Origin of the sequence: Atlantibacter subterraneus (genome assembly GCF_007570865.1) — a bacterium.
GTDB lineage: Bacteria > Pseudomonadota > Gammaproteobacteria > Enterobacterales > Enterobacteriaceae > Atlantibacter > Atlantibacter subterraneus.
The window spans coordinates 430,329-442,286 of sequence record NZ_VLPS01000008.1; the positions used below are offsets into that span (position 1 = coordinate 430,329).

General features: G+C 53.6%; 12 protein-coding genes. All 12 read right to left on the reverse strand.

Features of this window, described 5'->3' with window-relative positions:
- Positions 1 to 19: 19 nt before the first annotated feature.
- Complete coding sequence (glmS, locus tag FND52_RS16885; protein ID WP_125292911.1) at positions 20 to 1,849, reverse strand: glutamine--fructose-6-phosphate transaminase (isomerizing); 1,830 nt, start codon at positions 1,847 to 1,849, stop codon at positions 20 to 22.
- 170 nt (positions 1,850 to 2,019) lie between these two features.
- Positions 2,020 to 3,390, reverse strand: coding sequence for a bifunctional UDP-N-acetylglucosamine diphosphorylase/glucosamine-1-phosphate N-acetyltransferase GlmU (glmU, locus tag FND52_RS16890; protein WP_144132015.1), 1,371 nt, complete (start codon positions 3,388 to 3,390; stop codon positions 2,020 to 2,022).
- Positions 3,391 to 3,821: 431 nt separating this feature from the next.
- Entirely contained in the window at positions 3,822 to 4,241 is a 420-nt protein-coding gene (locus FND52_RS16895) for a F0F1 ATP synthase subunit epsilon (protein ID WP_043866215.1), read from the reverse strand.
- 20 nt (positions 4,242 to 4,261) lie between these two features.
- On the reverse strand, positions 4,262 to 5,644 hold the full coding sequence (atpD, locus tag FND52_RS16900) for a F0F1 ATP synthase subunit beta (protein WP_125292913.1): 1,383 nt from the start codon (positions 5,642 to 5,644) through the stop codon (positions 4,262 to 4,264).
- A 26-nt stretch (positions 5,645 to 5,670) separates the two neighbouring features.
- Positions 5,671 to 6,534: a F0F1 ATP synthase subunit gamma gene (atpG, locus tag FND52_RS16905; RefSeq protein WP_125292914.1), complete on the reverse strand. Its 864-nt coding sequence runs from the start codon at positions 6,532 to 6,534 to the stop codon at positions 5,671 to 5,673.
- A 50-nt stretch (positions 6,535 to 6,584) separates the two neighbouring features.
- Complete coding sequence (atpA, locus tag FND52_RS16910) at positions 6,585 to 8,126, reverse strand: F0F1 ATP synthase subunit alpha (RefSeq protein WP_125292915.1); 1,542 nt, start codon at positions 8,124 to 8,126, stop codon at positions 6,585 to 6,587.
- Positions 8,127 to 8,138: 12 nt separating this feature from the next.
- Complete coding sequence (gene atpH, locus FND52_RS16915; RefSeq protein WP_125292916.1) at positions 8,139 to 8,672, reverse strand: F0F1 ATP synthase subunit delta; 534 nt, start codon at positions 8,670 to 8,672, stop codon at positions 8,139 to 8,141.
- A gap of 14 nt (positions 8,673 to 8,686) precedes the next feature.
- On the reverse strand, positions 8,687 to 9,157 hold the full coding sequence (atpF, locus tag FND52_RS16920) for a F0F1 ATP synthase subunit B (protein WP_002435552.1): 471 nt from the start codon (positions 9,155 to 9,157) through the stop codon (positions 8,687 to 8,689).
- Between the two features lie 69 nt (positions 9,158 to 9,226).
- Positions 9,227 to 9,466 carry a F0F1 ATP synthase subunit C gene (gene atpE, locus FND52_RS16925; RefSeq protein ID WP_000429386.1) on the reverse strand — a complete coding sequence of 80 codons (240 nt, stop codon included), beginning with the start codon at positions 9,464 to 9,466 and terminating at the stop codon, positions 9,227 to 9,229.
- 48 nt (positions 9,467 to 9,514) lie between these two features.
- Positions 9,515 to 10,333 carry a F0F1 ATP synthase subunit A gene (gene atpB / locus FND52_RS16930; RefSeq protein WP_125292917.1) on the reverse strand — a complete coding sequence of 273 codons (819 nt, stop codon included), beginning with the start codon at positions 10,331 to 10,333 and terminating at the stop codon, positions 9,515 to 9,517.
- A gap of 8 nt (positions 10,334 to 10,341) precedes the next feature.
- Positions 10,342 to 10,722 carry a F0F1 ATP synthase subunit I gene (gene atpI / locus FND52_RS16935; RefSeq protein ID WP_125292948.1) on the reverse strand — a complete coding sequence of 127 codons (381 nt, stop codon included), beginning with the start codon at positions 10,720 to 10,722 and terminating at the stop codon, positions 10,342 to 10,344.
- A gap of 612 nt (positions 10,723 to 11,334) precedes the next feature.
- Entirely contained in the window at positions 11,335 to 11,958 is a 624-nt protein-coding gene (rsmG, locus tag FND52_RS16940) for a 16S rRNA (guanine(527)-N(7))-methyltransferase RsmG (protein ID WP_125292949.1), read from the reverse strand.

Genomic DNA, 11,958 nt, shown 5'->3' on the forward strand with positions numbered 1-11,958 from the left:
GACGGTGAGGCTTGCAGGATTATTCTACGGTAACGGACTTGGCGAGGTTACGCGGCTGGTCCACGTCAGTGCCTTTGATCAGCGCAACGTGGTACGCCAGCAGCTGTAGCGGAACGGTATAGAAGATTGGCGCAATCACCTCTTCCACATGCGGCATCTCAATGATGTGCATGTTGTCGCTGCTGGTGAAACCGGTATCCTGGTCGGCGAAGACGTACAGCTGGCCGCCACGGGCGCGCACTTCTTCGATGTTGGATTTCAGTTTTTCCAGCAGTTCGTTGTTCGGTGCTACCACAATCACCGGCATATCAGCGTCAATCAGCGCCAGCGGGCCGTGTTTCAGTTCGCCAGCAGCATAGGCTTCGGCGTGGATATAGGAAATCTCTTTCAACTTCAGCGCGCCTTCCAGGGCGATCGGATACTGATCGCCACGGCCCAGGAACAGGGCGTGGTGCTTGTCGGAGAAATCTTCTGCCAGCGCTTCAATACGTTTGTCCTGAGACAGCATCTGCTCAATACGGCTTGGCAGCGCCTGCAGGCCGTGGACGATGTCGTGCTCGACAGAGGCATCCAGGCCCTTCAGACGCGCCAGCTTCGCCACCAGCATCAACAGCACCGTTAACTGGGTGGTAAACGCTTTGGTGGACGCCACGCCGATTTCAGTCCCGGCTTTAGTCATCAGCGCCAGATCGGATTCACGCACCAGCGAAGAGCCCGGAACGTTGCACACCGCCAGCGAGCCGAGGTAGCCCAGCTCTTTAGACAGACGCAGCGCCGCCAGGGTATCGGCGGTTTCGCCAGACTGAGACAGGGTGATCATCAGGCTGTTGCGACGCACGGCAGATTTGCGATAGCGGAATTCAGAGGCGATTTCCACGTCGCAGGAGACGCCCGCCAGCGCTTCGAACCAGTAGCGTGACACCATACCGGAGTTGTAAGACGTGCCGCAGGCGACGATCTGAATGTGCTCAACCTGAGAGAGCAGATCGTTAGCCTGAGGGCCCAGCTCGCTTAAATCCACCTCACCGTGGCTGATGCGCCCGGTCAGGGTGTTTTTAATCGCGTTCGGCTGCTCGTAAATCTCTTTCTGCATGTAGTGGCGGTAAACGCCTTTGTCGCCCGCGTCATATTGCAGATTGGATTCGATATCAGGCCGTTTCACTTCTGCGCCGGATTTATCCATGATGGTGACGGTGCGGCGGGTCACTTCCGCGATATCGCCCTCTTCCAGGAAGATAAAGCGGCGGGTCACCGGCAGCAGTGCCAGCTGATCGGAGGCGATAAAGTTTTCGCCCATGCCGAGGCCGATAACCAGCGGGCTACCGGAACGTGCGGCCAACAGCACGTCCGGGTTGCGGGTATCGACGATAACGGTGCCATACGCGCCGCGCAGCTGCGGAATGGCGCGCAGCACTGCATCACGCAGCGTACCGCCCTGCTCCAGCTCCCAGTGCACCAGATGCGCGATCACTTCGGTATCGGTCTGGGAAGCGAATGCGTAACCGCGCGCCTGCAACAGCTCGCGCAGCGGTTCATGGTTTTCGATAATGCCGTTATGCACCACCACGATGTGGTCGGATACATGCGGGTGCGCATTAATTTCCGACGGTTCGCCGTGGGTCGCCCAACGGGTATGCGCAATACCTGTGCCGCCATGCAGGGGCTGCTCTTCTGCGGCCTGCGCCAGCATCTGAACTTTGCCCAGACGACGTAAACGCGTCATCTCTCCGCTGCTGTTGATAACCGCAAGTCCCGCAGAGTCATAACCACGGTATTCCAGACGGCGTAATCCTTCGAGAAGGATTTCTGCAATATCACGCTGCGCGACTGCGCCAACAATTCCACACATAGTTTTGTTTCCTGATAATGGCGGTATGCCATAGGTTGTCAGTCGACCTTTGTTGCTCTTTTCGAGCGCCCCGAGCCTTGTAGAGAGTGGGGTTATTTTTGTGGTACTGCTTTCGGGGTGGAGAAATTATGATTTCCTCTCACCCCAGCCTCGCCTCACGGCAAGGATAATTATTTTTTCTTCACCGGACGCTGCCAGCCCTGAATATGGGTCTGTTTCACGCGGCTGATGACTAATTCATTTTCTTCAACATTACGGGTAACCGTGGTGCCCGCGCCGATCGTCACGCCACGCGCCACGGTCACCGGGGCCACCAGCTGCGTGTCGGAACCGACAAACACATCGTCGCCAATAATGGTTTTATGCTTATTTGCGCCATCGTAATTACAGGTAATGGTGCCCGCGCCGATATTCACGTTCGCGCCGATATCGGCATCGCCCAAATAGGAAAGATGGCCCGCTTTGGACCCTTTACCGAGACGCGCTTTTTTCATTTCTACAAAATTACCGACGTGCGCGCCTTCTTCAAGTTCCGCGCCCGGGCGCAAACGCGCAAACGGACCGATGGTGCAGGCCGCCTCAAGACGCGAATCTTCTACTACAGAGTAGGCGCTGATTTCACAGTCATCGCCAATCACACTGTTTTTTATTACACAGCCAGCGGCGATTTTTACCCGGTTGCCGAGGGTGACGTTGCCTTCGATGATCACATTGGTATCAATTTCGACGTCACGCCCGTGGGTTAACTCGCCGCGCAGATCGAAACGCGCCGGATCGCGCAGCATCACGCCCGCCAGCAGCAGTTTTTCCGCCTGCTCGGACTGATAGACCCGCTCCAGGCGTGCCAGCTGTAGACGGTTATTTACCCCTTCCACTTCGCTTAAGCGCTCGGGATGCACGGCGGCGATTTCGCGCCCTTCCTGCCAGGCGAGGGCGATAATATCAGTGATGTAATACTCACCCTGGGCGTTGTCGTTAGTGAGCTTCGACAGCCAGCGTTTTAAATCCGCGCCGTTGGCAATCAAAATACCGGTATTGATTTCATTAATCTGACGCTGTTCGTCGCTGGCGTCTTTATGCTCAACAATGCCCGTCACCTGGCCGTTTTCACGGGTGATGCGGCCATAGCCGGTGGGGTCGTCAAGTTTAACCGTCAGTAAGCCAATACCGCCTTGCGGTTTGGCATCCCGCAGCCGCGCCAGGGTATCGGTGGAGATAAGCGGTACGTCGCCGTAAAGCATCAGAATATCTTCGTCATCCGCGAAGAACGGCGCGGCCTGCTGCATGGCATGGCCGGTGCCTAACTGCTCGGCCTGCAATACCCAGTTTACGGCGTCATTATTCAGGGTCTGTTTTAGCAGATCGCCACCGTGGCCGTACACCAGATGCACCCGCTGGGCACCGACTTTTGTCGCCGCATCAATCACATGCTGCACCATCGGCTTGCCGGCAAGCGTGTGCAACACTTTTGGAAGATCGGAATACATGCGGGTGCCTTTGCCTGCGGCAAGGATAACCACGCTCATCACACTGTTCGCCATACGCGTCCTGTCTCTATAAAGTGAGTGAAGTAAAACGATTTACGTTTGAAAATTCTACATATTTTTCGCGGTAAAATGGATTGACGATATATTACTCGCTCAGGGTGAATATTGCTTTCCCGGACGGTTGCTTAATGTGTCCGATCGGGTTTTCTGGACATTTTTACGCGACGATTTCATTGCCATAAGGGTAATTCAACACTTAGTTTTTATAAAAAATTATCTGGGAAAATGACGTTGTCGCTTTGCAAAGCAAAGCGGGTTCAACGCGAATGATTATCCCGTTGGTTTTACTGTAAATGGCAATCACAGGAAGGAAACCACCCGAACAGGTGATAATGACGCGACGATCGAGAATGTGAATATCTTCCCGATATCGGGCAAAAAAAAATGCCAGTCATCAGACTGGCATTTTATCTTTCAAGCCGGTGTTACATCGCTTTTTTGGTTAACTCGATAACGCGCAGTTTGGCAATCGCTTTAGCCAGTTCAGCAGAAGCCTGAGCGTAATCCACGTCGCCGTGAGAGTTACGAATATGCTCTTCTGCCTTACGCTTCGCTTCCAGGGCTCGCGCTTCGTCGAGATCCTGACCGCGAATCGCGGTATCTGCCAGCACAGTCACGTTGCCCGGTTGCACTTCAAGAATGCCGCCAGAGAGATAAATAAACTCTTCATGACCGTGCTGCTTCACGATGCGGATCATACCAGGCTTAATGGCGGTGAGCAGCGGAGCGTGGCCCGGGTAAATCCCCAGTTCACCTTCACTACCCGTAACCTGGATTTTTTCCACCAGCCCTGTGAACATTTGCTGTTCAGCGCTGACGACATCCAGGTGGTAAGTCATTGCCATATCACCCTCCGATTAAGGCGTTAAAGTTTTTTGGCTTTTTCCACGGCTTCGTCGATGGAGCCAACCATGTAGAACGCCTGCTCCGGCAGGTGATCGTATTCGCCTTCCATGATGCCTTTAAAGCCACGGATAGTATCTTTCAGCGATACGTATTTGCCCGGAGAACCGGTAAACACTTCTGCCACGAAGAACGGCTGGGACAGGAAGCGCTGGATCTTACGCGCACGTGCTACCACCAGTTTGTCTTCTTCAGACAGTTCGTCCATACCGAGGATGGCGATGATGTCTTTCAGTTCCTGGTAACGCTGCAGGATGGACTGTACGCCACGCGCGGTGTCGTAGTGCTCCTGGCCAACAACCAGCGGATCCAGCTGACGGCTGGTGGAGTCCAGTGGGTCAACCGCAGGGTAGATACCCAGAGACGCGATCTGACGGCTCAGTACCACGGTTGCGTCAAGGTGCGCAAAGGTGGTGGCTGGTGACGGGTCAGTCAAGTCATCCGCAGGTACGTATACCGCCTGTACGGACGTGATAGAACCGGTTTTGGTGGAGGTGATACGTTCCTGCAGAACGCCCATCTCTTCCGCCAGGGTCGGCTGATAACCTACCGCAGAAGGCATACGGCCCAGCAGTGCGGATACTTCGGTACCGGCGAGGGTGTAACGGTAGATGTTATCTACGAACAGCAGAACGTCACGGCCTTCGTCACGGAATTTCTCAGCCATGGTCAGGCCGGTCAGCGCAACGCGCAGACGGTTTCCCGGCGGCTCGTTCATCTGGCCATAAACCAGGGATACTTTATCCAGAACGTTGGAGTCGGTCATTTCGTGGTAGAAGTCGTTACCCTCACGAGTACGCTCACCCACGCCCGCAAACACGGAATAACCGGAGTGCTCGATCGCGATGTTACGGATCAGCTCCATCATGTTTACGGTTTTACCTACGCCCGCACCACCGAACAGACCGACTTTACCGCCCTTAGCGAACGGACACATCAGGTCGATTACTTTGATGCCGGTTTCCAGCAGTTCCTGAGAGCTGGACAGCTCTTCATAGGACGGTGCCGCGCGGTGGATCGCCCAACGCTCTTCTTCGCCGATATCGCCTTTCATGTCGATCGGCTGACCCAGCACGTTCATGATACGGCCCAGGGTCGCTTTACCTACCGGGACTTCGATCGGGTGCTCGAGGTCTGCAACAGTCAGACCGCGGCGCAGGCCGTCGGAAGAACCCATTGCGATGGTACGCACGATACCGCCGCCGAGCTGCTGCTGCACTTCCAGCACCAGACGCTCATCACCATTTTGCACCTCAAGAGCATCGTACACGCGCGGTACGGCATCCTGAGGGAATTCGACGTCAACTACGGCGCCGATTACCTGGACAATTTTTCCAGTAGCCATCTTGAATCCTCTACGAATTAACCTGGTTATACCGCGGATGCACCACCGACGATTTCGGTGAGTTCCTGAGTAATGCTGGCCTGACGAGCTTTGTTGTATACCAACTGCAGCTCTTTAATCAGGCTGCCGCCATTGTCGGTAGCGGCTTTCATCGCCACCATACGTGCGGCCTGCTCGCTGGCCAGGTTTTCTACCACGCCCTGATAAACCTGAGATTCCACATAACGGCGCAGGAGGGTATCCAGCAGCGCTTTCGGATCGGGTTCGTACAGGTAATCCCAGGACTTGCGTTTTAATTCCTCATCATCATCCGCTGGCAATGGCAGCAGTTGCGTGATGGTCGGAACCTGAGACATGGTATTGATAAATTTGTTATTGACGATAAAAAGCTTGTCCAGACGCCCTTCATCATAGGCCTGCAACATCACTTTTACCGGGCCGATCAGTTCAGACAGGGAAGGGTTGTCCCCCATGCCTGTGACCTGAGCCACGATGTTCCCGCCAACGGAATTAAAGAACGACACGCCTTTCGAGCCGATCATTGCGATATCGCACTGAACGCCTTTATCTGACCATGCCTTCATTTCCGACAGCAGTTTTTTGAACAGGTTAATGTTCAAGCCACCGCACAGACCACGGTCCGTCGACACCACCAGGTAGCCCACGCGCTTAACGTCGCGTTCTTCCAGGTAAGGGTGCTTATATTCCAGATTACCGTGAGCAAGGTGACCAATCACTTTGCGCATGGTATCTGCGTAAGGACGGCTGGCAGCCATTCTTTCCTGCGATTTACGCATTTTGGAAGCGGCGACCATCTCCATCGCTTTAGTGATCTTCTGCGTGTTCTGGACGCTTGCGATCTTACTACGTATCTCTTTTGCGCCGGCCATGAGCTTCTCCTCAATGCCTTGCGGCCTGCCCTAAGACAAGCCGCCAGACGTTACCAGGACTGGGTTGCTTTGAAAGAGTCGAGGATGCCTTTCAGCTTGCCTTCGATCTCATCGTTATAGCCACCGGTCTGGTTGATTTCTTGCATCAGCGGAGCGTGATCACGGTCGACGTAAGCCAGCAGAGCGGCTTCGAAGCTACCGATTTTCGCCAGTTCCACATCTTCGAGGTAACCGCGTTCTGCCGCGAACAGCACCAGAGCCTGCTGCGCAACGGACATCGGCGCATACTGTTTCTGTTTCAGAAGCTCGGTCACTTTCTGACCGTGGCTCAGCTGCTTACGGGTTGCATCATCAAGGTCGGATGCAAACTGGGAGAACGCTGCCAGTTCACGGTACTGCGCCAGCGCGGTACGAATACCACCGGACAGTTTCTTGATGATTTTGGTCTGCGCTGCGCCACCTACACGAGATACGGAAATACCCGGGTTAACCGCCGGACGAATACCGGAGTTGAACAGGTTGGTTTCCAGGAAGATCTGACCATCGGTAATGGAGATTACGTTGGTCGGAACGAACGCAGAAACGTCACCCGCCTGGGTTTCGATAATCGGCAGTGCAGTCAGTGAACCGGTTTGACCTTTGACTTCACCTTTGGTGAAGGCTTCAACGTATTCCGCGTTAACGCGGGATGCACGCTCCAGCAGACGAGAGTGGAGATAGAATACGTCGCCCGGGAATGCTTCACGTCCTGGCGGACGGCGCAGCAGCAGGGAGATCTGACGGTAAGCAACAGCCTGTTTGGACAGGTCATCATAAATGATCAGCGCATCTTCGCCGCGGTCGCGGAAGTATTCGCCCATTGCGCAACCGGCGTACGGTGCCAGGTATTGCAGTGCAGCGGATTCAGACGCGGTTGCTACCACCACGATGGTGTTAGACAGCGCGCCATGCTCTTCCAGCTTACGCACCACGTTGGCGATAGTGGACGCTTTCTGTCCGATCGCAACGTAAACGCATTTGATGCCGGAATCACGCTGGTTGATGATGGCGTCGATAGCCAGCGCGGTTTTACCGGTCTGACGGTCACCGATGATCAGTTCACGCTGACCACGACCGATTGGGATCATGGCGTCAACGGACTTATAACCGGTCTGTACAGGCTGGTCTACGGATTGACGTTCGATAACGCCCGGTGCAATCGCTTCAACGGCGGAGAAGCCGTCGTGCTCAACCGGACCTTTACCGTCGATAGGCGCACCCAGGGTGTTCACCACACGACCCAGCAGGCCACGGCCAACCGGAACTTCAAGAATACGGCCAGTACACTTCACCTTCATGCCTTCGGCGAGGTCAGCGTACGGACCCATCACTACCGCACCCACAGAGTCGCGCTCGAGGTTCAGTGCGATAGCGTAACGGTTACCCGGCAGGGAGATCATCTCGCCCTGCATCACATCGGCCAGGCCGTGGATACGGATAACACCGTCACTTACAGAAACAATAGTACCTTCGTTGTGAGCTTCACTCACAACACTGAACTGAGCAATGCGCTGCTTGATCAGTTCGCTGATTTCGGTGGAATTCAGTTGCATGCTCCAGTCCCCTTAAGACTGCAAGACGTCTGCAAGGCGTTCAAGACGGCCGCGTACGCTGCCATCAATGACCATATCACCCGCTCGGATGATTACGCCTGCCACTACAGACTTATCGATTTTGCAATTCAGCTTCACTTTGCGTGACAGACGTTTTTCCATCGCGACGCTGATTTTCTCGAGCTGTTCTTCGCTAAGCGCATTAGCGGAAGTGACTTCCACTTCAACGGTGGCCTCGCGGGCCTCACGTAAACGAATGAATTGCTCAAGAACATCAGGGAGAACCTTCAAACGCCCGTTATCAGCCATCACCTTAATCAGGTTCTGGCCGTGAGCGTCGAGCTGGTCACCACATACTGCGATAAACGACTCAGCGAGCGTTTCCGGCGCCAGCGCGCCAGAGAGAAGCTCTGCCATTTGTTCGTTTTTAGTCACCTCAGCGGCAAACGCCAGCATGTCCTGCCAACGGTCTACGCTTTGGTTTTCGACGGCAAAGTCAAAAGCTGCTTTGGCGTAGGGGCGAGCTACCGTTACAAATTCAGACATCAGCCCCTCCCTCCTTACAGTTCAGCGACAAGTTTATCCACGATGTCGCTGTTAGCAGCTTCATCCACGGAACGTTCGATGATCTTCTCGGCGCCAGCAACGGCCAGCATAGCCACCTGCTTACGCAGTTCTTCGCGAGCGCGTTTACGCTCAGCGTCGATTTCTGCCTGAGCCTGCGCCACGATTTTGGTACGTTCCTGTTCGGCTTCCGCTTTCGCTTCGTCCAGGATCTGCGCGCGGCGTTTGTTCGCCTGCTCGATGATTACCTGAGCTTCAGCTTTCGCTTTTTTCAGCTGGTCGGTCGCATTGGCCTGTGCAAGGTCCAAATCCTTTTTAGCTCGTTCCGCAGAAGCAAGACCGTCAGCAATTTCTTTTTGACGTTTTTCGATGGCAGCCATAATTGGCGGCCATACGTACTTCATGCAGAACAGAACGAACAGGACAAACGCGATGGCCTGGCCGAGGATTGTTGCGTTAAGATTCACAGCACAATGCCTCTTATCTAGTTAACGTTCTGATATTGCTTATTTACTTAACAAGTAAAGCAACGCTTACTACGCGACAGCAAACATCACGTACAGACCCAGACCTACAGCGATCATCGGGATTGCGTCCACCAGACCCATTACGATAAAGAACTGAGTACGCAGCAGAGGAATCAGATCAGGCTGACGCGCGGCGCCTTCCAGAAATTTACCCCCGAGGATGCCGATACCGATCGCAGCACCGATTGCCGCAAGACCCATCATCACAGCGGCAGCCATGTACAGCAGATCCATATTCAGGTTTTCCATGACAGTCTCCAGTTTGTTTCAGTTAAAACGCAGTAGTGTTGTGTAAAATCAATGCTCTTCAGATGCCATCGACAGATAGACAATCGTCAGAACCATGAAAATGAAGGCTTGCAGCGTAATGATCAGGATATGGAAAATGGCCCACGGCACATTCAACAACCACTGCGACCACCACGGCAACAGACCAGCAATCAGAATGAAAATCAGCTCACCGGCATACATGTTGCCGAACAGTCGCAGACCGAGAGAAACCGGTTTGGACAGCAGGCTCACACCTTCAAGGATTAAGTTGACAGGAATGAATGCCCAGTGATTGAACGGCTGTAGCGTCAGCTCTTTAGCGAAGCCGCCAATGCCTTTCATTTTGATGCTGTAGAACAGAATCAGGATAAACACGCCAAGCGCCATAGACAGGGTGATGTTCACGTCAGCAGACGGCACCACGCGCATAGCCGGCAGACCCAGTACATGTTCAGCGATGTACGGAATCAGGTCGATTGGCAGCAAATCCATCAGGTTCATCAGGAATACCCAGACGAAAATCGTCAGGGCCAGCGGAGCGATAACTTTGCTCTTGCCGTGGTACATGTCTTTTACGCTTCCATGTACGAAACCGACAATCAGCTCGACCGCTGTCTGGAATTTACCCGGTACGCCGCTGGTGGCATGTTTGGCCACGCGACGGAACAGAACCAGGAACAACAGACCCAGAACCACCGAGAAGAACATGGAGTCTATGTTAAGCGTCCAGAAGGTAGCCGGGGGGTTTTGCGGATCCACCAGTGAGAAAGTACGCAGGTCAAGCTGAAGGTTATTCAGATGGTGACCAATGTACTCCTGTGGTGAAGAGAGTTCTCCTGCAGACATGATGCCTCTTACCCTTTGTTGTTGATTACAGCTGGTGCCAGTATCTGCACAACCAGCACCGAAACCCACGTCACTATCAGCGGCAAAAATACCGCGTGGAAGTACGCTAACGCCACCACCAAAAGCGCGAAGGTCGCAAGCACCTTAAACACTTCGCCGACGGCGAACGACCAGGCCACGCGGCCTTTAGCGGGTGTTTGCGCCTGGTGACGCCAGGCAAAAATCATAAACAATGCGTTTGGCAGCCACACTGCCAGGCCTCCGCCGACGGCGGACGCGCCCCAACTGGGGTCTTTGAAGCAAAACAGCAATCCCATCGCCATTATTGCCAGTAACTGAATGAACAGAAGCTTGCGAGCCACATTGACACTAAACAGCGACACAAACATCACGTTTACTCCTGCTCCCTAAGAGGTATGTCGCGTGTCGTATAAAACGTTCTTTAAGGCTCAGAGTCAAGCAGCAAAAAGCGGTCAAATTATACGGTGCGGCCTCGTGATTTCAAACAATAAGTAGCGAAAAGGTGAATAAATGTTTAAATAAATTTCGGCACGCGCATTTTTAAACTTTTCATTAAACGCGCTATGTTCGCTAAAAAAGCGGAATATCCGCAAAGACCTTGTTCTAAAGCGTGCAGGAGATCACACAATAAACAATTAAACCAACAAATATTCTGTATCAGAGTTGAAACCCGAAAATGCATCTTATTGAAAATTAATAGTATTAGTCGGGAGTTTTTTAAAATCAGTCCATACACCATCAAAACCTTTCATTGACATATCAACCGAAGTTTTAACAACCCCGAATGCGCCATCAGAAGGATTTTTAGCAGGCTGATATTTTCAGGGTTGATTATTTTAAAACGGTTTTAACCGTCTCTCCCCTGCCCTGCTCAGTACCCTGGTAAAAAAAGGGTTAAATTTCCTGTCATTCATCATCCGAATGACAGGCGGCGTTTAACAATTTCCCGATCGCACTTTTTCTACTATTTTTTACAATTCTTAAAATTTGTTTGGCTTAATCATAACCAAATGGCGTTCGCCTTCAAGCCCCGGCACGTTCAGCGCCACGACCTTTTCCACCTCAAACCCTGCCGGCAGCGCCGCGATTTCATCATCGGGACGCACGCCTTTCAGCGCATAAAAGCGCCCCTGCGGCGCAGGCAGATGCTGGCACCAGTTCACCATGTCGGTCAGCGAGGCAAACGCGCGGCTGATCACGCCGTCAAACGGCGGTTCCGCCGGGAATTCTTCAACGCGGTTCTGTACCGGCGCGATATTCTCCAGCTTCAGCTCATGCTGCACCTGACGCAAAAAGCGTACGCGTTTTCCCAGGCTGTCCAGCAGCGTGAAATGCCTGTCAGGGCAGACGATCGACAGCGGGATGCCAGGCAGGCCAGGTCCGGTGCCCACATCGATAAACCGCTCGCCTTCCAGGTGCGGGGCAACCACGATGCTGTCGAGAATATGGCGCACCAGCATCTGTGCCGGATCGCGTACGGATGTCAGATTATAGGCTTTGTTCCACTTATCCAGCATGCCGACATAGGCCAGCAACTGCTGTTTTTGATGGTCGGTCAGCGTGATGGCGGCGGCGTCCAGCAGACGCGTTAATTTATTCAGCAC

What these genes read in the sequence shown, in the direction of transcription:
- glmS (WP_125292911.1), bottom strand. Translation starts at nt 1,849, where the DNA reads ATGTGTGGAATTGTTGGCGCAGTCGCGCAGCGTGATATTGCAGAAATC.
- glmU (WP_144132015.1), bottom strand. Translation starts at nt 3,390, where the DNA reads ATGGCGAACAGTGTGATGAGCGTGGTTATCCTTGCCGCAGGCAAAGGC.
- FND52_RS16895 (WP_043866215.1), bottom strand. Translation starts at nt 4,241, where the DNA reads ATGGCAATGACTTACCACCTGGATGTCGTCAGCGCTGAACAGCAAATG.
- atpD (WP_125292913.1), bottom strand. Translation starts at nt 5,644, where the DNA reads ATGGCTACTGGAAAAATTGTCCAGGTAATCGGCGCCGTAGTTGACGTC.
- atpG (WP_125292914.1), bottom strand. Translation starts at nt 6,534, where the DNA reads ATGGCCGGCGCAAAAGAGATACGTAGTAAGATCGCAAGCGTCCAGAAC.
- atpA (WP_125292915.1), bottom strand. Translation starts at nt 8,126, where the DNA reads ATGCAACTGAATTCCACCGAAATCAGCGAACTGATCAAGCAGCGCATT.
- atpH (WP_125292916.1), bottom strand. Translation starts at nt 8,672, where the DNA reads ATGTCTGAATTTGTAACGGTAGCTCGCCCCTACGCCAAAGCAGCTTTT.
- atpE (WP_000429386.1), bottom strand. Translation starts at nt 9,466, where the DNA reads ATGGAAAACCTGAATATGGATCTGCTGTACATGGCTGCCGCTGTGATG.
- atpB (WP_125292917.1), bottom strand. Translation starts at nt 10,333, where the DNA reads ATGTCTGCAGGAGAACTCTCTTCACCACAGGAGTACATTGGTCACCAT.
- atpI (WP_125292948.1), bottom strand. Translation starts at nt 10,722, where the DNA reads ATGTTTGTGTCGCTGTTTAGTGTCAATGTGGCTCGCAAGCTTCTGTTC.